The sequence below is a fragment of the Rhodococcoides corynebacterioides NBRC 14404 genome, from assembly GCF_001894765.1.
Lineage (GTDB): Bacteria > Actinomycetota > Actinomycetes > Mycobacteriales > Mycobacteriaceae > Rhodococcoides > Rhodococcoides corynebacterioides.
Window position 1 is genome coordinate 165992 of the sequence record NZ_BCWV01000007.1, and the last position, 22288, is coordinate 188279.

Here is a 22288-nt window from a genome sequence, read left to right on the forward strand (position 1 = left end):
GTAACTTCTAGAGAGGTGCTCGACATGGGGACGTTTCTCGGCGAGGTACCCGCGGCCGGCGAGCCGATGCGCGTGGCGTCGTGTGTGGAGTGGCTGCTGGCGCCGAACCCGAGTGCCTGGACCTTCGAGGGGACCAACACCTGGATCGTCGGCGTGCCCGGCGGGTCGACGTGCGCGGTGATCGACCCGGGTCCCGACGACGCCCGCCACGTCGACGCCCTGCGTCGCGCGGTGGGTCGCCGGTCCGTGACGACCGTGCTGATCACCCACGACCACGACGATCACCACGGGGCCACCGACGCCGTACTGCGGTGGAGCGGGGCGACCCTGCTGGACGCGACCGCCGCCGAGCAGCGCAGCGTAACGGTCGCGGACGGCATCGACGCGACGGTCCTGTCGACGCCCGGCCATACCCGCGACTCGGTGTGCATCGTGCTCCCGGCCCATCGCGAGATCTTCACCGGTGACACCATTCTCGGCTCCGGATCGCCGATGGTTCGGCCGTCGCTCATGGCCGACATGCTGCGCACCCTGCGCAGCCTGGCGGAGTTGGGCACCCGCTCGCACCTGACCGTGCGCCCGGGGCACGGACCCGTGTTGGACAGCCTGGCCGACGCCGCGGACCGACGGTTGGCGGCACGCCTGCGTCGGATCGCCCAGGTCGAGGCCCTCACCGGCGAGAACAGTGGGCTGACGGTCGACGAGCTGGTGACGGCGATGTACCCGCATCTCGACGACCCGGACGTCCGCCGCGCGGCGGCGTCGTCCGTGGAAGCCATACTGCGCTACCTCGCGACGTCCGAACCGGTGGGGTCGGAGGCCCGCGCGTGACCGCTCGAGCCGACCTCGAGTGCGCCGACGACGCGCCGACGCGAGACGATCCCCAGGTCATGCGCGACGCCTGGCGGACGCTCAGCGTGGTCGCCTTCGCCAGCATGGTCTCGGGCATGTCCGGAAGTGCGTTGAACGTGGCGCTGCCGACGGTCGCTCGGCACTTCGATGCGAGCAGCGTCGCGGCCAGTTGGATCCTGCTCGCGTACCTCCTGACCAACACCGTCCTGCTCGTCATCTTCGGCCGACTGGCGGACATGTTCGGGCGGCGCACGATGTATCTGACCGGTCTCGCGCTGTACACGTTGGGCAGCGTGGCGTGCGGGCTGGCGCCGAGCGCGTGGTGGCTGGTCGGGTTCCGAGTGATCCAGGCGGCCGGCGGCGCCATGCTGCTCACCAACAGCGCGGCGCTGGTGACCGCCGCGTTCCCTCGGCACCGACTGGGCGAGGGGATGGGCATCTACCTCGCCTCGTTCTCCATCGCGCAACTGGCCGGCCCGACCCTGGGCGGGCTGCTCGCGCAGTCGGCCGGCTGGCGCTGGGTGTTCTGGTTCAACGTGCCCATCGGCGTGCTGTGCCTGATCTGGGGAGCGGTGGCCCTGAAGTCCGTGCCGACGGAGCGTGCTCGGCAGTCTCTGGATCTGCGTGGCAACGCGATGATTCTGGTGGCCCTGACCGGTGGCCTCGCTGCGCTGTCGCAGGCGACGTCGCTGGGGTGGAGCCACCCCCTGGTGATCGGCGGCATCGCCCTGAGCTGCGTGGTGATACCGCTGTTCCTCTGGTACGAGAGCACCGTGCCGGATCCGTTGATCGACACGGCGCTGTTCCTCTACTGGCCCTTCGGTTTCGGCCTGATCGCGTCCTTCCTCAACTCCATCTCGCAGAGCGGCGTGGTCCTGTTGATGGCGCTCTACTTCCAAGCGGTGCTGGGAGTGTCGCCGGTCGTCGCGGGGGTGATGGTGCTGCCGGTGGCCATCGCAGCGTTGATCGCGTCCCTGTCGTCGGGGCCGCTGCAACGACGGATCTCCGCGTCGACCCTGACGGTGACCGGAAACGTCGTCACCGTGGTCGCGCTCGTCGTCCTGTTCGCGGCCGCGACGGGTCGGCTGCACGTCGCGGTGCTGCTCGTCGGACTGTCGCTCGCCGGTATCGGATCCGGTCTGTTCATGCCGTCCAACGCCACCGCTCTGATGCGCGACCTTCCCGACGAACGCCTCGGCATCGCGAACGCCATGCGGCTGCTGTTGCAGTCGAGCGGATTCGTGGTGGGCACGGCCGTGATCCTGTCGGTGGTCACGAGTACGTTGCCGATCGAGCTGCGTCGTTTCGTGTTCGCCGGAACCATCAGTGAGATCGGCGATTCCGCCGTCGACCAGTTGTTGCAGGGGTACGGGCGGACGTTCGTCGCGATGATCGGCGTCGCGATGCTGACCGTGGTGACGTCGATCGTGGCGAGGCGCTCTCGGTCGTTGGATCAGCGCTGACCGGAGCGTGCGACGGGTTCGTGTTGCTGACCGGAGCGTGCGACTGCGGCCAGCTCGGGCCGCACGAGTTCGGCGCTGCGCCGCGTGGTCCCGAGTCCCCACAGGCAGCCGCCGATGACGACGGCGGCGCCGACGAGGGACAGCACCGACGGTGTCTCGTCCAGCACGATCCAGGAGGCGGCGATGCCCACCACCGGCACCAGCAGAGAGAACGGCGCGACCACCCCGGCGGGGTTGCGGGCGATGAGCACGGTCCACAGCCCGGAGCCGACGATGGTGCCGAGGAAGACGATGTAGGCCAGTCCGACCAGGCCCCAGAGCTGTCCGGTGGTGACGGACACCGCGAGGGCGGACCAGCCGGCCGTCGGGCCTTCCACGGCGGCGGAGAGCGCGAAGAGCGGGAGCGGCGGGACGACGGTCATCCACAGCATGAGACGCATCGGTTCGGTGGACTTGGCCAGGCGGTTGCCGAGGTTGCCGAAGGCCCAACTCAGGCCGGCGAGGAGGGTGAGGAGGACGGGAATGAGGGTGGCCGTCTGCGCGCGGTCCCAGCCGATGAGGACCATGCCGCCGACGGCGACGCCGATGCCGAGCCACTGACGTGGTCCGACGTGCTCGCGCAGCAGCAGCGCCCCGAGCACCACCGTGAAGGGCGCGGAGGACTGCAGAACGAGAGAGGCGAGTCCGGTGGGCATGCCCGCGTTCATGGCGGCGAACAGGAAGGCGAACTGGAGGAGTCCGAATCCGGTTCCGTACAGCAGAAGCCAGCGTATCGGCACGCGAGGCGGGCGGACGAAGAGCACGACGGGGACGGCGATGACGGCGAACCGCAGCGCGGCGAAGAAGAACGGGGGGTACTGGTCGAGACCGGCGCGGATGGCCAGGAAGTTCAGTCCCCACAGGATGACGACGGTGAGGCCGAGGAGGCGGTCGCGGGTGGTCATGGCTTTCATGGTGGGGCCCGGAAGGCTGTAGCACCATCGAATTGTTCCGACCCTTCCGTGTAGTTTCGCTACATGGATGTCCGTCGTCTGCGGGTGTTGCGGGAGGTTGCGGATCGCGGCACGGTCGCCGCCGCCGCGGCCGCGCTGTCCACCACCCCGTCCGCGGTCTCGCAACAGCTCAAGGTGCTGACCCGCGAGGCGGGTGTGCCGCTGCTCGAACCCGACGGGCGTCGTCTCCGCCTCACCGCCGCGGGCCGGGCACTGCTGCCCCATGTCGACGAGGTGCTGTCCGCGCTCGACCGGGCCGTGGCGGAGATGGAGTCGTTCTCCGAGACCCCGCGCGGCACGGTGCGGGTGGCACTGTTTCCGTCGGGCGCGGCCCTCCTCCTGCCCCGCGTGCTGCACCGGATGGCGTCGTCGGGTGTCACCGTCGACGCCCGCGACGAGGACGTGCCGGCCTCGGCGGTGCCGCGGTTGTTGGCCGACTACGACGTCGTGCTCACCCACCGCGACGAGCGGGCCCCGACCATCGCCTCGGAGCGGGTCGCGGTGCGCACCGTGCTGCGCGAGCCCATCGACCTCGTCGTGCCACCGGACCATCCGTTGGCCGGACGGGAATCGGTGGAGGTGCGCGAACTCGCGAACGAGCGATGGATCAGTGTGCGTGGCGGCTTCCCGGTCGACGACGTTCTGCTCTCGGTGGCCGCCGTGACGGGCGTCGAGCCACGAGTGATCATGCGTATCAACGATTTTCGTCTGATCGAGGAGTTGGTCTCGTCCGGCCACGGCATCGCCCTCATGCCCCGGTACGCCTCGGCCCACCCGGCGGTGGCGCGGTGCCGTCTGGCCGGTGTGCGCGCGGCGCGGGTCTACGACGTGGCCATCAGGCCCGGCGCGGACCTGCGCCCGGCCGTGCGAGCGGTGTTGCGTGCGTTCGACGACGAGGTGGCCGCGCTGCAGGACGTCGTCATCCCACCCGGCGACGGCCCGCCTCGAGATCCGGAACCACCGGGATCAGCCGGTCGAGGCCGCTGAGCTCGAACGGCCGCACCACTTCCTGGTGGTCGGCGACGGCCACGAGGGGGGCGCGCGAGGGCACGTCGTTTCGTACGCGGAGCAGCGTCGCGATGCCCGCGGAGGACAGGAAGTCGACGCCGCGCAGGTCCAGCAGCACCGCCCGGACGGACGCGTCGACCGGCGTGAGGTGGATCGACGAACTCAGGTCGAGGGTGCCGCGGACGGTGACGATGCGAAGGCCCTGCTCGGTGTGTTCGGCGACGACGGAATTCGACATCGGGCCCGGGTCACGCTCGGCCAACGCCCTCCCCTTCGACTCCGCTCGGCTCACCCGCGTCCGTGCCGGTCTCGGATGGGGTCCGGGGCGCAGTTCGCCCGACGCGACCGCCCACAGGTCTGCAGCCTGTCATACCCGTGGGCGGTGCGGGGGCGAAATGTGGTCAGTCGCGTCGGGCGGCCCGGTTGACAGCGGAGACCACGGCCCGCAGCGACGCGGTGGTGATGGAGGTGGCGATGCCGACACCCCACACCGTGTGCTCCTGGCCGCCGGGCAGGGTGACCGACGCCTCCACGTACGCGGCGGCCTGGGCGTCGTCCCCGGCGGACATCGCGTGCTCGGAGTAGTCGAGCACGCGCACGTCGTACTGCGTGGCGCCCAGCGCGTCGACGAAGGCGGCCAACGGGCCGTTGCCGGTTCCGGAGATCTCCTGCTCGGTGCCGTCGATCTTGACCGTGGCGGTGATGGAGTCGGTGCCGCCGTCGACCTCGGCTGCCGCGACGCGCTGACGAATGCGCTCGAGCGGGGTGATCGGCGTCAGGTACTCCTCGGCGAAGACGTCCCACATGGCCTTGGGCGAGACTTCGCCGCCCTCGCCGTCGGTGACGCGCTGGACCGCGGAGGAGAACTCGATCTGCAGGCGGCGCGGCAGGGCCAGACCGTGATCGGACTTCATGATGTAGGCGACGCCGCCCTTGCCGGACTGCGAGTTCACCCGGATCACGGCCTCGTACGTGCGCCCGACGTCCTTCGGATCGATCGGCAGGTACGGCACCTGCCACAGGATGTCGTCGACGTCCTGGTCCTGATCGTCCGCGGCGACCTTCATGGCGTCGAGACCCTTGTTGACCGCGTCCTGGTGACTGCCCGAGAACGCGGTGTAGACCAGGTCGCCGCCGTAGGGGTGACGCTCGTGGACCGGCAGTTGGTTGCAGTACTCGACCGTGCGGCGGATCTCGTCGATGTTCGAGAAGTCGATCTGCGGGTCGACGCCCCGAGTGAAGAGGTTGAGCCCCAACGTGACCAGGCAGACGTTGCCGGTGCGCTCACCGTTGCCGAACAGGCAGCCCTCGATGCGATCGGCACCGGCGGCGTAGCCCAGTTCCGCTGCGGCGACGCCGGTTCCGCGGTCGTTGTGCGGGTGCAGGCTCAGCACGATCGAGTCCCGACGCGCCAGGTTGCGGTGCATCCACTCGATGGAGTCCGCGTAGACGTTCGGCGTGGTCATCTCGACGGTGGCGGGCAGGTTCAGGATCATCGGCTTCTCCGGTGTGGGAGCGATGATCTCGGTGACGGCGTCGCACACCTGCTTGGCGTAGGACAGCTCGGTGCCGGTGTAGGACTCGGGGGAGTACTCGAACCGCCAGTCGGTGTCGGGGTACTTCAGCGATTCCTCGAGAACCTTGCGGGCACCGTCGGTGGCGATCTTCTCGATCGCGTCGGTGTCCGCGCGGAAGACCACCCGGCGCTGCAGAATCGACGTCGAGTTGTAGAAGTGGACGATCACCTTGTTCGCGCCCTCGCAGGCGACGAACGTGCGCTCGATGAGTTCGGGCCGACACTGCGTGAGCACCTGGATGGTCACGTCGTCGGGAATGGCACCGTCCTCGATGATCTCGCGGACGAAGTCGAAGTCGGTCTGGCTCGCGGACGGGAATCCGACCTCGATCTCCTTGTAGCCCATGCGCACCAGCAGTTCGAACATCCGTCGCTTGCGAGCCGGGCTCATGGGGTCGATCAGCGCCTGGTTGCCGTCCCGCAGATCCACGGCGCACCACTGGGGGGCGCGGTCGACGACCACGTCGGGCCAGGTGCGGTCCGGGAGGGTGACGGTCTCGACCTCGTCGGCGAACGGGCGATACCGGAACGTCGGCATCGACGAGGTCTTCTGGGTGTTCCAGGCGGGCTGGTCCGGGGGCGCGGGCTTCGTCGGGGTGGTGACGGTGCGCGAACCGGATACGAATGCGTCGGCGGGTGACATGGTGACTCTCCGTTGGCGAAATGAGGGGTCGACCGGCGCCGAAAAGACCCGCGACAGGGAGCCGGTCTGGTGGTCAGACCCCGTCGCGGCGACGAAGGAGAAGGGCGTACCCGGCGCCGAACATGGCCGTCACACTACTCCGCCGCGGCGCTCCGAACGAGAGGGGGGCCGCTACCGAGGAAGTCGACGCAGCCAGGGTTCGGGGTCGATCGCGCCCGCGCCGCGGGTTCGGCACGCGGCCAGCAGGTCGTGCCCGACGGCGTCCACCCGGAGGTAGCGATCCCACTGCGTCGACGCCCACGCACGGTCGTCCCCGACGGCGTGTTCCGCGGCCAGCGCGGCCCCGGTCAGTTCGAACTGGACGTCCCGACGCAGGGCCATCGACGACGGTGCGTCGACGGTGGACCCGCGCAGGTGGATCAGGAGGGTCCGGCAGGCGGTGACGGTCCGGACGAGGCACCGGTCGAGGCACCGTCGATGCGCTCGGGGCAGCACCAGCCACAGCGCCGCCACGGCGCACGCGACGCCGATGGTGGTCTCGATCAGACGTTCCGCCGCCAGCGGCCACGCCTGCGCGCCGGGGTGCGAGGCACCGCCGATCAGCAGGGCGAGCGGGGTGATGAAGACGACGGCGATGCCGTAGTTCCGGGCGATGACCAGTTCCACGAGGAACTGCAGCGCCATGAGTGTCAGCACCAGAGCGAAACCCGACGGGTGCAGCGAGAAGATCGCCGCGAAGAGCACCACCCCGAGTGCGGTTCCCGCCAGTCGATGGGCCGCGCGCACCAGGCCCCGTGGTCGATCCGGCCCCTGCTGGAGCACCAGCACTGCGCCGACCACGGCCCAGTCGGGTCGCCCGAGTTCGGCGGCGACGGCCAGACCGCCCGCGGCGAGCGAGGCGACGCCGACCCGCACCGCGGTGGTGGTCGCGTGCGAGTGCGGGTGCAGGGCCCGGCGAAGCCGGAAGCCGACCGACGGCCGGGCCATGGGAATGCCGTCGTGCACCGCGTCCGCGGCGTGGTCGGGGTCGAGGGGAAGTCCCGCACCGGCTGCCGCGAACGTGTGGTGCACGGTCAGGAGTCGCTGGACCAGCGGGTCGTCCGGTCGGTGGGCGGGGAGTCGTGCATCGTGCAGCGTCGCCCAGGCGGTGTCGAGGGCCGTGGCCGCCCGATGCCGCGCGGACACGACCCGGCCACCGGCCGCGTGCTCGGTCCGGGCGGTGTCGTCTCGGTCGGTGTCGTCCAGCGTGGAGAGGAACGCCGTGACCGCCCGTTCGGCGGCGGCGACGGCGTCGCGTTCGGGAGCCCGCCTCGGGTCGGCGTGACGTCGCCGGATCGGGTCTCGGAACGCCGACGACATCGACACCAGGACGGCCCAGGCGGCACCGATCGCGACGCAGCCGGCGTTGACGGTCCACGACACCCCCGCGAGCGGCACCACCGATCCGATGGCGCACGTCAGCACGAAGAAGAAGGGGCCGGGCGGACCCAGCCGCAGCGCGTCGACCACGACCACGCCGATCACTGCGGTCACCGTCAGGACCACCACGAGCACGACGCCGCCGGCCACCGTGTGCGCGGGCGCGTACTGCCCGACCAGTCCGCCCACGGCCGCCGACGCCACCAGGGCCGCACCGGCGGTGAGCACCACCGCCCACCGCGCGCGGAACGCGCGTCCCTCGCCGTAGACGACGGCGAATCCGCCCGCGGCCGTGAGCAGTGCCTCGGTCGGGAAACCGAGCGCGAGCAGGACCAACGCCGGGATGCCGAAGGCCAGCGCGGCCCTGATACCGGCGGGCCACCGTCGGCCGCGGGCGGGGACCTCCACGAACATCCGTCGCAATCCCTGCCGCGGCGGCAGAGCGGGGGAATCGGGTCGGCTCACGGATCGATGGTAGGGAGCGAGCACGCGATTGCCCCGAGTGGAGGCGTTCTCGGTAGGCTGACTCGCCGACCCGACCCGGAGCGAAGACAGCAGTCCAGGAGGTAGTACCAGCGTGGCACTCGTCGTCCAGAAGTACGGGGGGTCCTCGGTGGCCACCGCCGAGCGCATCCGGCGCGTGGCGGAGCGGATCGTCGAGACCAAGCGCCGCGGCGACGACGTCGTCGTGGTCGTCTCCGCGATGGGCGACACCACGGACGAGTTGCTCGATCTCGCCCAGCAGGTCAGCCCGGCACCGCCCGCGCGCGAGATGGACATGCTGCTCACCTCCGGCGAGCGCATCTCGAACGCGCTGGTCGCGATGGCCATCCACTCGCTCGGCGCGGAAGCGCGATCCTTCACCGGGTCGCAGGCCGGCGTCGTCACCACCGGAGTCCATGGCAACGCCAAGATCATCGACGTCACCCCCGGCCGGGTGCGCGACGCCCTCGACGAGGGGTCGATCGTGCTCGTCGCCGGCTTCCAGGGGGTGAGCCAGGACAGCAAGGACGTCACCACCCTCGGCCGCGGCGGATCGGACACCACGGCCGTCGCCCTCGCGGCCGCGCTGAACGCCGACGTCTGCGAGATCTACACCGACGTGGACGGCATCTTCACCGCCGATCCGCGCATCGTGCCCGACGCGCGTCACCTCGAGAAGGTGTCCTTCGAGGAGATGCTCGAGATGGCCGCGTGCGGGGCCAAGGTGCTCATGCTCCGGTGCGTCGAGTACGCCCGCCGGTACGACGTTCCGGTGCACGTCCGCTCGTCGTACACCACCAAGCCAGGGACCATCGTGTCCGGATCCATGGAGGACATCCCAATGGAAGAAGCCATCCTCACCGGCGTCGCGCACGACCGCAGCGAGGCCAAGGTGACCGTGGTCGGTCTGCCCGACGAGCCCGGCTACGCGGCCAAGATCTTCCGCGCCGTCGCCGACGCCGAGATCAACATCGACATGGTCCTGCAGAACATCTCGAAGGTGGAGACCGGCAAGACGGACATCACCTTCACGTTGCCGAAGACCGACGGCCCCACCGCCGTCACCAAGTTGACGGCGATGCAGGAGGAGATCGGATTCTCGAAGGTCCTCTACGACGACCACATCGGGAAGGTCTCGCTGATCGGCGCGGGCATGAAGTCCCATCCCGGCGTCACGGCCACCTTCTGTGAGGCACTGGCCGAGGCGGGCATCAACATCGACCTCATCAGCACCTCGGAGATTCGAATCTCGGTGCTCACCAAGGACTCCGAGCTCGACGACGCGGTCCGAGTGCTGCATGCGGCATTCGGACTGGGCGGCGACGAGATCGCCGTGGTCCACGGCGGAACAGGACGGTAGAACCATGAGCGGACTGAACATCGGCGTCGTCGGCGCCACCGGACAGGTGGGCGCGGTCATGCGCACGCTGCTCGCGGAGCGCCGATTCCCGGCGGCGTCGGTGCGCTTCTTCGCATCAGCACGGTCGGCCGGGAAGACGCTGCCCTGGGGCGACGGCGAGATCGTGGTCGAGGACGCGTCCACCGCGGACCCGACGGGTCTGGACGTCGCGCTGTTCTCGGCGGGCGCCACCATGTCCCGCGAGCAGGCTCCTCGGTTCGCCGCGGCGGGCGTCACCGTCATCGACAACTCGTCGGCGTGGCGCAAGGACCCCGACGTGCCGCTGGTGGTCAGCGAGGTCAATCCGGAGGCCGTGCGGAACCTGCCGAAGGGCATCATCGCCAACCCCAACTGCACCACCATGGCCGCGATGCCGGTGCTCAAGGTGCTGCACGACGAAGCCGGTCTGCAGCGACTGATCGTCTCGAGCTACCAGGCCGTGTCCGGCAGCGGTCTCGCCGGCGTCGAGGAGCTGGCCACGCAGGCCCGCGCGGTCGTCGCCGACGCGGAGAAACTGGTGCACGACGGCAGCGCGCTCGCGTACCCCGATCCGCAGGTCTACACCGCCCCGATCGCGTTCAACGTGCTGCCGCTCGCCGGCAAGCTGGTCGACGACGGGAGCGGCGAGACCGACGAGGATCAGAAGCTGCGCAACGAGTCCCGGAAGATCCTGGGTCTGCCGGACCTGCTCGTCAGCGGTACCTGCGTTCGGGTGCCCGTCTTCACGGGGCACTCGCTGTCGATCAACGCCGAGTTCGCCGCGCCGCTGTCGGTCGAGCGGGCCACGGAACTGCTGTCCTCGGCACCGGGCGTGCGCGTGACCGACGTCCCCACTCCGCTGGCGGCGGCCGGGATCGACGAGTCGCTCGTCGGTCGCATCCGGCAGGATCCGGGCGTACCGGACGGGCGCGGCCTCGCGCTCTTCGTCTCCGGTGACAATCTGCGAAAGGGCGCGGCGCTCAACACGATTCAGATCGCGGAACTGCTCGCGACCTGAATCGCGGGTCAGTTCCGGGAGATCGAATCCTCCGACGGGATGTACCCGCCGAGAATCGGGCTCCAGGACCACAACCGGCCGCCCATGCGGTAGCGGCCGTGTCGGGAGTCGGTGTCGAGTGCGGTGGCCTCGCCGCTGACGACGGCCGAGAGCATGAGGTTCTCGCCGAACACCGCGACGACGTCCGCCTCGGCGACGTCGTCACCCGTGTAATCGCCCGCGTAGTCCGCGTCGATCGCCACGGGCTCGATCTCGATCGGCTCCATCGACTCGGCGGCGCCGTCGGGCGCGTGCAGGAACCCGGAGGTGTGCGTGCAGCCATCGGCGAGACAGCGATCGAAGTCGGTGATGCGGTGAAGCCGGTCGACCAGGGCCCACAGTCCGTCAGTGTGCCACTCGGCCAGGCGTCGCATGGCGACGTCGTCGTGCCGACCGACCTCGACCGCGGCCTGAGCCGCTCGCCACCAGGCGAACAGTGCGGTGAACTCCTCGACCACCGCGCCGTGCCGGTACCAGCACGCCGGCACGGTCTCCGTGAGCTCGTACCGGTCGCGCAGCCACCAGACCCAGTCCACCAGGTCGTCCCACAAGCGGGCGGCGTCGCGTCGGTCCAGCGACCTCCAGGCGTACCGCGCCCGGGCGTGGTCGGGTGGGGGGACCGACGGGTCGTTCGGGGGTAGAGCAGGCATCGGCGTCCTCGGATCGCCCGGAAGGGTGCGGGCGAATCGTGATCGGCGGGGCACGTGCGGTGACGACGCGGGTTCGATCGTCACGAGCATTGGCTGCCCGACCGGTCCACCGCTGAACGGCGGTCCCGGCGCGGGCGTCGCATCGACACTAGGACGCCCTCGGGAACGGGCGCAAGTGTCCATTCTCCCGTGAATCCGGGGTCCGATCGGGACGATCGGCAGGTCCGCCTCGCGAGTCGGTCAGTACGCCGCTTTGGGGATCGCGATCCAGAGCACGAGATACACCACGAACTGCGGACCGGGCAGAATGCACGACAGCACGAAGAGCAGGCGAACCAGATTGGGGCTCAGCCCGAACCGCTCGGCCAGTCCGCCGCAGACGCCGGCGACGACCTTGCTGCGACGGGATCGGGTGAGGCGACGTGCGGGCGTGGTCATGGCGAGTCCTTCCGGTCGGGCGATCGGTCACCGGGACAACGTGCAGCGCCGGTCGCGGGTTCCCGCGTGGCTCGCTCGGGTCGGCCTCCTCGGGCGGGGCAGGTCGGGTCGACGCGACGAGTTCGTCCGGAGTTCGCCGCGCGGCCCGTCGTCGTACATCGGTTCCGTGACCGGGCCTGTCGATACTCCCGCCATGCGCATCGTGCAGGTGGCCAACTTCTACGGCCCGCGATCGGGCGGACTCCGCACTGCCGTCGATCAGCTCGGCGCCGGGTACGTCGCCCGCGGCCACCGGGTGACCCTGATCGTGCCGGGCACGTCGTACGCCGAGTCGACGACGGCCACCGGCGTCCGCCGGATCGAGGTCCCGTCGTCGGGCCTCCCGTTCACCGGGGGCTACCGCGTCGCTCGGCCCGGCCCCACCGCCGAGGTCGTCGCCGAGATCGGTGCGGACGTGCTCGAGGTATCCGACCGGCTGACTCTGCGCGGGCTCGGTGCATGGGCGCGCGAGCGCGGCATGGGGAGCGTGATGATCAGCCACGAACGGCTCGATCGGCTGCTCGGTCAGGTGCTGCCCGGCGCCGCGGCACGGCGTCTGGCGGACGCGGCGAATCGTCGCAGCGCGGCCGGTCACGACGCGGTGGTGTGTACGACGGAGTTCGCGGAACAGGAGTTCGACCGCATCGACGTCGACGCCCGGCGAGTGGCGCTCGGGGTGGACCTCGAGCTGTTCCATCCGCGACGGCGTCGTCGGAACGAGGGGCGTCTCGTCCGTCTGGTGCACTGCGGCCGGCTGTCGGTGGAGAAGCACGCCGAACGCAGCATCGATGCCCTGGCCCACCTGCGACGGGAGGGCGTGGACGCCGAGCTGACCGTGGTCGGTGACGGGCCCCGTCGGGCTGCGTTGGAGCGCCGGGCGGCCGGACTGCCGGTGCAGTTCACCGGCTTCGTCGGCGATCGGATGCGCGTGGCGCGGCTGCTCGCAGGGGCGGACGTCGCCCTGGCGCCCGGCCCGCACGAGACGTTCGGGCTCGCCGCGCTCGAGGCCCTCGCCTCGGGGACGCCCGCCGTGGTCTCGGCGACCTCGGCGTCCGCCGAGATCGTCACCCCGGCGTGCGGTGCGGCCGTGGCCAACACCGGCCGCGACTTCGCCGACGGCATCGCGAACGCGCTGAGCCTGCCTGGTGGCGGCCGGCACACCGCCCGCGCTCGCGCGGAGGAGTTCGCGTGGCCCGTGGCGGTCGACGCGATGCTGAGCATCCTGGCCGGTGCGGCGCGTCGGGCAACTTAAAGTCAGTCTGGACTGTTTGTAAGTTTCCCGCTATCGTCACCGGTGTGAGCGACACCACTACCGCCCCACCCCGGCGCACCCAGGCCGAGCGCACGGCGACGACCCGAGCCCGGCTGCTCGACGCCGCGATCGACGTGCTGGTCGACCTCGGATACGCCCGGGCGTCGACCCAGGAGATCGCGCGCCGCGCCGGTGTCTCGCGCGGCGCTCAGCTGCATCACTTCCCCACCCGTGAGGCGCTGGTGGTCGCGGCCGTCGAGCACCTCGTCGAGCGTCGGCTCGCGGAGTTCCTGACCGTCGACCGGGAGGCGGCCGGACTCGAGCTGCTGCTCGACGCGTTCTCGGGCCCGCTGTTCCACGCAGCACTGGAGTTGTGGGTGGCCGCCCGGACCGACCCGTCGCTGCACGCGGCCGTGCTGCCGCTCGAACGCAAGGTCACCGAGGCACTCGAACTCGGTGGACGTGAGATCTACGGCGACCGGATGAGTCCCGCCGCCTTCGAACTGAGTATCGAACTGGCCAGGGGAATGGCGGTCTCCGCCATCCTGCGCACACCCCGAGAGGAGAAGGACATGCGGGCTCGACTGCTGCCGGTGTGGGAGAAGGCGGTGACCGAGGCATGACCACGTCACTCGAGTCGGCGACACGAGAGTTGCCCGCCCACACCGACATTCTCGTCGTGGGCTCCGGATTCGCCGGGATGGGCGTCGTCGCCCGGGTCCTGCGGCAGAACCCGACCGCGGACATCACCGTGATCGAGCGGGCCCACGACGTCGGGGGCACGTGGCGCGACAACACCTACCCCGGCGTCGCCTGCGACGTCCCGACGTCGCTCTACTCGTTCTCCTTCGCCCCCTACGCCGACTGGAAGCACACCTTCGCGCGCGGGCCGGAGATCCACGAGTACCTGCGTGGGGTGGCGGACCGCCACGGCATTCGTGAGCGGCTGATCACCGGGTGCGCGCTGCTCGACGCGCGGTGGGACGAGGATCGGTGCCGCTGGCAGGTGACCACCGAGAAGGGGGAGTGCACGGCGCGGATCCTCGTCGCCGCGACGGGAACCCTCTCGACCCCCAAGCTGCCCGCCGTGCCCGGTCTGGACTCGTTCCAGGGACAGGCATTCCATTCCGCGACGTGGGATCACGACGTGGAACTCTCCGGCAAGCGGGTCGCCGTCGTCGGGACGGGCGCGTCGGCGATCCAGTTCGTGCCGGAGATCGCGCCGATCGCCGATCGCACGGTCGTGTTCCAGCGGACTCCGGCATGGGTGGTCCCGCGCGCGGACCGCACCAGGGGCCCGCTGGAGCGCGCACTGTACCGTCGCGCGCCGTGGACGCTCAAGGCGCAGCGCGGCGCGATCTACGCCTACCGCGAGATGTACGTGGAGATGATGGCCCGTCGCCCGAAGCTGCTCGGCGCAGCGCATCTGGTGGCCACGGCCTTCCTCCGGCGCAAGGTGCGGGATCGGACGCTGCGTGAGCGCATCGTGCCGTCGTACACCATCGGCTGCAAACGCATGCTGCTGTCCAACGACTGGTACGACACCCTCCAGCGTCCCGACGTCGAGCTGGTCGACTCCGGATTGACCGCGGTGACGCCCACGGGCGTCGTCGACCGCGACGGTCGCGAGCGTGAGGTCGACGTCATCGTCTTCGGAACCGGGTTCACCCCGACGGAACCCCCTGTGGCGCACCTGATCCGGGACGGGGAGGGTGTCACGCTCGCCGAGCGGTGGGCGGGCAGCCCGCGGGCGTACCGCGGCACCACCGTCGCCGGCTTCCCCAATCTGTTCATGATGTACGGGCCCAACACGAACCTCGGGCACAGCTCGATCGTCTACATGCTCGAATCGCAGTCGGCCTACCTCGAATCCGCGTTGCGGGAGATGTCCGACGCCGGCGTCGAGGCGGTGGACGTGCGCCCGGACGCGATGGACGCCTGGAACGCCGGCCTCGACCGCGATCTCGCCGGCACGGTGTGGAACACGGGCGGGTGCTCGAGTTGGTATCTCGATGCCAGCGGCCGTAATTCGGCGATGTGGCCGACGTTCACCTGGCTCTTCCGCCGGGCTACCAAGAACTTCGACCGCGAGAACTACCGCACGCTGCGTCCGGTGGCTGCGACGCGGGACGACCGCGCGACCGAGAAGGTGGAGGCATGAAGGACACGTACGACGTCATCGTGATCGGGTCCGGCTTCGGCGGCAGCGTCGCGGCGTTGCGCGCCACCGAGAAGGGCTACCGGGTGGGCGTGCTCGAATCGGGTCGACGGTTCGAGGATCACGAACTGCCCAAGACCAGCTGGCGGTTGCGAAAGTACCTGTGGGCGCCGCTGATCGGGTGCTACGGGCTTCAGCGTATCCACCTGCTGCCGAACGTCCTCGTCATGGCCGGGGCCGGTGTCGGTGGGGGGTCGCTGAACTACGCGAACACCCTGTACCAGCCGCCGACTCCCTTCTTCCGGGATCCGCAGTGGGGTGACATCACCGACTGGGAGAAGGAGATGGCGCCGTACTACGACCAGGCCAAGCGCATGCTCGGCGTCGAGGACAATCCCACCATCACCCCCGCCGACAAGATCATGCGCGACATCGCCGAGGAGATGGGCGTCGGCGACACCTTCGGCACGACGCCCGTCGGCGTGTTCTTCGGTGCGCCGGGACAGAAGGGCAAGGACGTTCCCGATCCCTACTTCGGAGGCGTCGGACCCACCCGAACCGGCTGCACCGAATGCGGGTCCTGCATGACCGGCTGCCGGGTGGGCGCGAAGAACACGCTGGTCAAGAACTACTTGCATCTGGCCGAACGCGCCGGCGCGACCGTGCATCCGCTCACCACGGTGACCTCGGTGCGCCCGCGGGCGGGCGGTGGCTACGAGGTGCGGGTGCGCCGCACCGGCGCGAAGCTGCGCCGCCGCGAGACCGTGATGACCGCTTCTCAGGTGGTGTTCGCGGCCGGCACGTACGGCACTCAGAAGCTCATGCTCGCCATGAAGGAGAGTGGTGAGCTGCCCCGCCTCTCGGACAAGCTCGGCTCGGTGGTGCGCACCAACTCCGAGGCGGTCCTCGCGGCCACCGCCCGCGATCGCCAGATCGACTTCACCGAGGGTGTGGCCATCACGTCGTCGTTCCACCCGAACGACCACACGCACATCGAGCCGGTCCGATACGGCAAGGGCAGCAACGCCATCGGGCTGCTGCAGACCGTGCTCAGCGACGGCGGTGGGCGACTGCCCCGGCCGCTGAAGACGCTGGGCGTCGCCGTGCGGCATCCGGCCGCCACGCTGCGCAGCCTGTCGGTGCGCAACTGGTCGGAGCGCACGGTCATCGCGTTGGTCATGCAAACCGACGACAACTCGCTCGAACTGGGGTCGAAGAAGGGTCGTTTCGGCCGACGACTCACCTCGCGTCCGGGTGGTGGCACGCCGCCGCCCAAATGGATTCCGGAGGGTCACGTCGCCATTCGCAAGGCGGCGGACAAGATCGGCGGCGATCCCGGTGGGTCCTTCGCGGACGTCTTCGACATTCCGATGACGGCGCACTTCCTCGGCGGGTGCGTCATCGGTGCCACGCCCGAGCGTGGCGTCATCGACCCCTACCACCGGGTGTACGGGTACGAGGGGCTGCACGTGGTGGACGGTTCCGCCGTCAGCGCCAACCTCGGGGTCAACCCGTCGCTCACCATCACCGCCCAGGCCGAGCGGGCCCTGGCGCTCTGGCCCAACAAGGGCGAGGAGGATCGTCGTCCGCCGATGCAGGGCGAGTACGTGGCGCTGCCACCGCAGAGCCCGGCCGCACCGGTGGTGCCGGTGCACGCACCGGGCGCTCTCCGGCTGCCGTTGACGGTGGTCGGCCAGGATCGCTGACCACGGTTGCGTGAGCGGGGGAGCGGGTAGCCGTTCCGTTGACGCGGCGGCCCCCGCGTCCCCCGATCAGCAGGAGGCAGTGGATCCATGACGACGCCCAAGCCCACCACCAACAACGCGGGAGTGCCCGTACCGAGTGACGAGCACTCGCTGACCGCCGGTGCGCAGGGGCCGATCCTGCTGCACGATCACTACCTCATCGAGAAGATGGCGCAGTTCAACCGCGAGCGGGTGCCGGAGCGCGTGGTGCACGCCAAGGGCTCGGGTGCGTTCGGCACGTTCGAGGTCACCGGCGACATCTCGCAGTACACGCGCGCGGCCGTGTTCCAGCCCGGCGCCACCACCGAGGTGTTAGCGCGCTTCTCCACCGTCGCCGGTGAGCAGGGCAGCCCCGACACCTGGCGTGATCCGCGCGGTTTCGCGCTGAAGTTCTACACGACCGAGGGCAACTGGGACATGGTCGGCAACAACACGCCGGTCTTCTTCGTCCGCGATCCGCTCAAGTTCCAGGACTTCATCCGCAGTCAGAAGCGCATGCCGGACTCCGGTCTGCGTGACAACAACATGCAGTGGGACTTCTGGACGCTCTCGCCCGAGTCGGCGCACCAGGTGACGTGGCTGATGGGCGATCGCGGCATCCCGAAGTCGTTCCGGCACATGGACGGTTTCGGTTCGCACACCTACCAGTTCATCGCGGCCGACGGCACCAAGTCGTGGGTGAAGTTCCACTTCAAGACCGACCAGGGCATCGAGTACCTGACGCAGGACAAGGCCGACGAGCTCGCCGGCACCTCGCCCGATCACCACCGCCAGGATCTGTTCGGCTCCATCCGCAACGGCGATTTCCCGAGCTGGACCGTGAAGGTGCAGATCATGCCGTACGACGAGGCGGAGAATTATCGGTTCAACCCGTTCGACCTGACCAAGGTGTGGTCGCAGAAGGACTACCCGCTGATCGAGGTCGGCCGGATGACGCTGAACCGCAATCCCGAGAACTTCCACGCCCAGATCGAGCAGAGCTCGTTCGAGCCGTCCAACCTGGTGCCCGGCATCGGCGCGAGCCCCGACAAGATGCTGCTCGGCCGCATCTTCAGCTACGCCGACGCTCACCGCTACCGGATCGGCACCAACTACGCGCAGTTGCCGGTGAACCGCGCCAAGGCGGAGATCAACTCCTACTCGAAGGAGGGCGCGATGAACATCCACTACAACTCGGCGGACACGCCGGTGTACGCGCCCAACTCGTACGGCGGGCCCGCCGCGGACAGCAACCGCTACGGCGACGACGGCGCGTGGGATTTCGAGCCGCGGTTCGTCCGCACCGGCTACGTCCAGCATCCCGAGGACGGCGACTTCGTCCAGGCCGGGCAGTTGGTGCGGGAGGTCATGGACGACGACGCCCGTGAGCGACTGGTCGACAACATCGTCGGCCACGCCCTCAACGGCGTGACCGAGCCGGTGCTGCTGCGCGTGTTCGAGTACTGGCGGAACGTCGACCCCGAGATCGGCAAGAAGGTCGAGGAGGGTGTGCGCGCCGGGCAGGGCGAGTCCGCACCCACCACCGGAGCCGGTGCCGTCGACGACCCAGCGGACGAGGCTGCCCGGGTCTGATCGCAGGCTGTCGCACCCCACTCCGGTCCGCCGGGGTGGGGTGCACCTTTATGTGATGTAAATCACGTTTGGGTCGCGCGTGTCTGAAATCCCGTCTTAATCGCGCTTTGCGGCCCTGCTGCGGCCACTGGTACCGAGTTCGGGTGACGAACGATCGGTTGGTTCAAGTTTCTCGGTCCCTATCATCGCTTCCGGTCGGTGCTAACCCGGGTTCCGCCGGATGGTTACCCGGAATAAAGAGAACGTTTGGAATGTGACGGGTCGCGTTTGGCTCTATAGTTCCTCCGCGGCCATTGCTGGAATGGCGCAGTGAATGGAACAGGGGCCCGTCATGACTACCGATCTCCCACAGGATTCGGAGCGCGACGACCGCTCCGTCCGCCGCCGCAAGGTCCGTGCGTTGCTGGCTGGCGGTCTCGTCCTCGGCGTCGGCGCGGCCGTCACCCTGGCGGCGTGGACGGACAACGTGTTCGGGCAGGCGGAGTTCAGCGCGGCGAACTGGAACGTGCAGGGCAACTTCGACGGAACGACGTGGGGCGAGTACGACCAGACACCGGGGAACGCGGCGGGGTCGTTCTCCTTCTCGACCGGATTCAACGCCATGGGTCCCGGTGACACCGTCTATGCACCGGTGTCGCTGCGGGTGGGCAAGGGCAGCACGGCCGGGGGTGCATACGACGCCGCGGTCAAGTTGAACGGGGCGACTCCGAGTACCGGTGCGTTGTTCCCCTACCTGACCTACACCGTCGTCCCCGGTGTCACACGGGCGAACTGCCTCGCGAAGTCCCTCGCCGGCGGAACGGCGCCCATCGTGACCGCAGGCAGCGCGCTGGGGGTGTCGAGCGCCGACAGTGCCCTCACCCTGCCGAAAGCGGGTACCGAGGTCCCGCTGTGCTTCGCGGTCACCATGTCCCCGACGGCCCCGGCCAGTACGGTCGCGGGTACGACCACGGGTGTTGTCACCTGGAAGTTCGACGCGACCGCCGTCGTGCCCTGAGCCGGTCGATGGCGCACCACGCTGCCCCGACGTCGCCGTCACGGCGTCGTCGTCGGGCATCGGTCGTGGCCGCGTCGGGCGTGCTGCTCGGCGTGGCCGCGGTCGGACTCACCACCACGAACGTCGTGGCGACGTTGCGAGATCCGGTGTTCGGCGGGACGACCTTCACGGCGGCGAACAACGGGTTCGAGATCTCGGGCGACGGGTCGACCTGGAGATCCGGAACGTCGGCGTCCGACGCCGTCACGATGACCGCGACGCCTGCCACGGCCATGCTGCCAGGCACCACCGTGTACACCGCAGTCTCGCTCCGGACGAAAACCGGATCATCCGCGATCACAGTCGCGACGAAGGCGACGAACACCGCAACGGGACTCCCGAATCGACTGCTGTACGCCGTCGTGCGGTCGAGCACGTGCACGTCGTCCGCATTCACCGACCCGGGAAATTTTCTGGTGGGTGGAGTGGCGACGGACGTGCCGCTATCGACGGCACCGACGGACTTCCCCCTGCAGGCCGCGACCGCGACCGCGCCCGGACCGACGGTGTCCCTCTGCTTCCGACTGCGCCTCCCGGACAGCATCCAGGTCTGGACCGACTCGTCGGTACCCGGTAGCGGACCGCCCGTATGGAACTTCGAGGGGAAGAAGCCATGAGCACCACCGATCCGGCCGTCACGCCGCGCCATGCTGCCCCGTCGACCCGCCGCAGCGTGGCCGGGCGGCTGGGCGACGCCGTGCTCACGGTCCTCGCCGCAGGCGGCGTCGTCTGCATCGTCGCGGTGCTCGCGTCGTTCGTCTTCGGGGTTTCGCTGATCATGTTCAAGACCGGATCGATGGCGCCCACCATCCCCACGGGATCGCTCGCCGTGGTGCGTGAGGTGCCGGCGTCGTCGGTCGTGCCCGGTGACGTCGTCACCGTCGATCGTCCTGGCGATCTGCCCGTCACGCACCGTGTTGTGCGCACGTCCCCGGGCCCGTCCGGTACCACCCTGCTCGAGCTGAAAGGCGACGCCAACAATTACGAGGACCCGGCCGGCTACACCGTGACCGAGGTTCGGAAGGTGCTGTGGTCCGTCCCTGGGTTGGCCCGCGCTGTCGTGTGGTTGTCGAATCCTGTTGTGCTGGGTCTGATCACCGTCGGCATGACCGCACTGGTCGTAACGGTGTTCTGGCCTCGTGAGCCCCGGCGGTCGCCGTGAGGGGTCGACTGCGTGCCGCGGTCGCGCTGGTCGGTGCGGTCAGCGTCATGCTGTCCGGAGTTCTGCGCGCCGACCTCACCGAGGCCAACGGGTACGGGTCGGAATTCGCCAAAGCCGGAGTGACGGCTGGGTACTGGCCGACAAAGGGAAGTGCCGCCGCGCAGGCGGGGACGGTGACGTCGGCGTCAGGAGCCGACATCATCCCCGGAGGATCCCCCTTGCCGTGGAAGGGGCCCACGGCAACGAGCAACCAGTCGTCGCCAGTCAGATCGGAGGCGAGTTCGGTGAACTCCTATCAAACCGGGTCTGTGCTGGGAACAGCCCTGCGGCTCATCTCGAGCGGTACGTCCGGCGCCGGGATCGACGGCCCGGTGTGCGCGTCCTACACTTTCGGACCTGCGCCAAGGGCTACTCCGTGCGTCACGAACAGCCCGGTGTCGGCGACCGCGTCACTGACGTCGTATCGGCTGAGAACGACCCTGCTCCTGACACTCGTCAACACCGACATCGTGACGGTGCCGTCGAGCCGCAGTCTCACGGCGTCCGCGAATTGCGACTTGTCCACGGCACAACGGGCGTTTACTGCACAGGCCCCTCGGAGTGGTAGCGACGGCGCCGGCTATGGATTCATCTCCGTCGGTGGCGAGCTTCTCCAAATACCCCCGCCCGGGGCCACACGTCAGAGCACCCCGGGTCGACAGGTGAACGCGACCGTCAGCAGTCTGGTGTCGACGTCGGGTCAGGCGTCTTCGGTGCTGACGGTCAGTGGTTCCGCAAGCTTCCTGGGTCTGGTGCCACTCAACTTCTCCGTCGTTCTTGTCGAGGCGAAGTGTGGCGGAGAGGCGTCGGCCTCTGCCTCGAATGCCGCGACGACGTCAGGCAATGCAGCACGATCGGCAAACGTCGAACAATCGACAACGGCAGCGCCACCCACCTCCACGAGTATCGGTGTGGCCACGTCGACGACAACACCCGGTTCGAGCTCGACGACCGCGGCTGCGGCGACCACGACCGCGAGCCCATCGCCCACCACCACGGTCGGAGGGTCGGCGACAACCAGCGCCGGGCCGACCACGGCAACTACGACGAGTGCCGCATCGACCACGACGGGCGCTGCGACAACGACGGCGAGTGCTGCGCCGACCACGACGACGACAGCACCCACCACGACGGCACCCACCACGACGACTGCGCCCGCGACGACCTTCACGGGTCCGGCGGAGGACGCGGTGACTCGGCTGACCACCACAGACGGAGTGGTCTGCACCGCGGCCGATGGGGGAGGGCTGAGCTGTGACGACGGCACCACCGTTCCGGCCGACGCGGTGACCCCGCCCGCAGTCGCTGCCGCGACGGTCCAGGGAG

20 protein-coding genes are annotated in these 22288 nt (G+C 69.5%); 13 read left to right on the top strand and 7 right to left on the bottom strand.

The window, feature by feature from the left end:
- Nucleotides 1-24: 24 nt before the first annotated feature.
- Entirely contained in the window at nucleotides 25-831 is an 807-nt protein-coding gene (locus RC2_RS16365) for an MBL fold metallo-hydrolase (protein WP_139277436.1), read from the top strand.
- Complete coding sequence (locus tag RC2_RS16370; RefSeq protein WP_082895534.1) at nucleotides 828-2315, top strand: MFS transporter; 1488 nt, start codon at nucleotides 828-830, stop codon at nucleotides 2313-2315. Before RC2_RS16365 ends, RC2_RS16370 begins: the two co-directional genes overlap by 4 nt.
- On the opposite strand, the gene RC2_RS16375 is transcribed toward RC2_RS16370, so the two are convergent.
- Nucleotides 2306-3259 (bottom strand): EamA family transporter, encoded by a 954-nt coding sequence (locus tag RC2_RS16375; RefSeq protein WP_082895536.1) that lies wholly within the window; start codon nucleotides 3257-3259, stop codon nucleotides 2306-2308. The genes RC2_RS16370 and RC2_RS16375 overlap by 10 nt on opposite strands.
- A 72-nt stretch (nucleotides 3260-3331) precedes the next feature.
- On the opposite strand from RC2_RS16375, the gene RC2_RS16380 reads away from it, so the two are divergent.
- The gene (locus tag RC2_RS16380) at nucleotides 3332-4294 is read left to right on the top strand and encodes a LysR family transcriptional regulator (RefSeq protein ID WP_082895533.1); all 963 of its coding nucleotides are present in this window, start codon (nucleotides 3332-3334) and stop codon (nucleotides 4292-4294) included.
- Here the strand turns inward: RC2_RS16380 and RC2_RS16385 are convergent.
- From RC2_RS16385 to RC2_RS16395, 3 genes are all read right to left on the bottom strand, one after another.
- Nucleotides 4227-4553, bottom strand: coding sequence for an STAS domain-containing protein (locus RC2_RS16385; protein ID WP_068148955.1), 327 nt, complete (start codon nucleotides 4551-4553; stop codon nucleotides 4227-4229). The genes RC2_RS16380 and RC2_RS16385 overlap by 68 nt on opposite strands.
- Before the next feature lie 163 nt (nucleotides 4554-4716).
- The gene (gene leuA / locus RC2_RS16390; protein WP_068148952.1) at nucleotides 4717-6534 is read right to left on the bottom strand and encodes a 2-isopropylmalate synthase; all 1818 of its coding nucleotides are present in this window, start codon (nucleotides 6532-6534) and stop codon (nucleotides 4717-4719) included.
- Between the two features lie 171 nt (nucleotides 6535-6705).
- Nucleotides 6706-8418, bottom strand: coding sequence for an FUSC family protein (locus RC2_RS16395; RefSeq protein ID WP_083529701.1), 1713 nt, complete (start codon nucleotides 8416-8418; stop codon nucleotides 6706-6708).
- A gap of 112 nt (nucleotides 8419-8530) precedes the next feature.
- Between RC2_RS16395 and RC2_RS16400 the strand changes: the two genes are divergently transcribed.
- Both RC2_RS16400 and RC2_RS16405 read left to right on the top strand, forming a co-directional pair.
- The gene (locus tag RC2_RS16400; RefSeq protein ID WP_068148948.1) at nucleotides 8531-9796 is read left to right on the top strand and encodes an aspartate kinase; all 1266 of its coding nucleotides are present in this window, start codon (nucleotides 8531-8533) and stop codon (nucleotides 9794-9796) included.
- A 4-nt stretch (nucleotides 9797-9800) separates the two neighbouring features.
- The gene (locus tag RC2_RS16405; RefSeq protein ID WP_068148944.1) at nucleotides 9801-10832 is read left to right on the top strand and encodes an aspartate-semialdehyde dehydrogenase; all 1032 of its coding nucleotides are present in this window, start codon (nucleotides 9801-9803) and stop codon (nucleotides 10830-10832) included.
- Nucleotides 10833-10840: 8 nt separating this feature from the next.
- On the opposite strand, the gene RC2_RS16410 is transcribed toward RC2_RS16405, so the two are convergent.
- On the bottom strand, nucleotides 10841-11521 hold the full coding sequence (locus RC2_RS16410; protein WP_139277438.1) for a hypothetical protein: 681 nt from the start codon (nucleotides 11519-11521) through the stop codon (nucleotides 10841-10843).
- Between the two features lie 240 nt (nucleotides 11522-11761).
- Complete coding sequence (locus RC2_RS16415) at nucleotides 11762-11959, bottom strand: PspC domain-containing protein (protein WP_068148938.1); 198 nt, start codon at nucleotides 11957-11959, stop codon at nucleotides 11762-11764.
- Nucleotides 11960-12152: 193 nt separating this feature from the next.
- Here RC2_RS16415 and RC2_RS16420 point away from each other — a divergent pair, with 193 nt between their 5' ends.
- The 8 genes from RC2_RS16420 (at nucleotide 12153) to RC2_RS16455 (ending at nucleotide 20923) form a co-directional block, all read left to right on the top strand.
- Nucleotides 12153-13250, top strand: a complete 1098-nt coding sequence (locus RC2_RS16420; protein ID WP_068148973.1) for a glycosyltransferase — start codon at nucleotides 12153-12155, stop codon at nucleotides 13248-13250.
- 44 nt (nucleotides 13251-13294) lie between these two features.
- Nucleotides 13295-13873, top strand: coding sequence for a TetR/AcrR family transcriptional regulator (locus tag RC2_RS16425; RefSeq protein WP_068148935.1), 579 nt, complete (start codon nucleotides 13295-13297; stop codon nucleotides 13871-13873).
- A complete protein-coding gene (locus RC2_RS16430) occupies nucleotides 13870-15411 on the top strand; it encodes a flavin-containing monooxygenase (RefSeq protein ID WP_068148934.1) in 1542 nt (513 codons plus the stop codon). The genes RC2_RS16425 and RC2_RS16430 overlap by 4 nt, the downstream gene beginning before the upstream one ends.
- Complete coding sequence (locus tag RC2_RS16435) at nucleotides 15408-17114, top strand: GMC oxidoreductase (protein ID WP_068148931.1); 1707 nt, start codon at nucleotides 15408-15410, stop codon at nucleotides 17112-17114. Before RC2_RS16430 ends, RC2_RS16435 begins: the two co-directional genes overlap by 4 nt.
- 87 nt (nucleotides 17115-17201) lie before the next feature.
- Nucleotides 17202-18725 (top strand): catalase, encoded by a 1524-nt coding sequence (locus RC2_RS16440; protein WP_068148927.1) that lies wholly within the window; start codon nucleotides 17202-17204, stop codon nucleotides 18723-18725.
- Nucleotides 18726-19056: 331 nt separating this feature from the next.
- A complete protein-coding gene (locus tag RC2_RS16445; RefSeq protein WP_068148922.1) occupies nucleotides 19057-19722 on the top strand; it encodes a SipW-dependent-type signal peptide-containing protein in 666 nt (221 codons plus the stop codon).
- 65 nt (nucleotides 19723-19787) lie between these two features.
- Nucleotides 19788-20378 carry a hypothetical protein gene (locus RC2_RS16450; RefSeq protein ID WP_068148920.1) on the top strand — a complete coding sequence of 197 codons (591 nt, stop codon included), beginning with the start codon at nucleotides 19788-19790 and terminating at the stop codon, nucleotides 20376-20378.
- The gene (locus RC2_RS16455; protein ID WP_068148916.1) at nucleotides 20375-20923 is read left to right on the top strand and encodes a signal peptidase I; all 549 of its coding nucleotides are present in this window, start codon (nucleotides 20375-20377) and stop codon (nucleotides 20921-20923) included. The genes RC2_RS16450 and RC2_RS16455 overlap by 4 nt, the downstream gene beginning before the upstream one ends.
- 739 nt (nucleotides 20924-21662) lie before the next feature.
- Here RC2_RS16455 and RC2_RS18745 read toward each other — a convergent pair.
- A complete protein-coding gene (locus tag RC2_RS18745) occupies nucleotides 21663-22133 on the bottom strand; it encodes a hypothetical protein (protein ID WP_139277439.1) in 471 nt (156 codons plus the stop codon).
- Nucleotides 22134-22288: the final 155 nt, after the last annotated feature.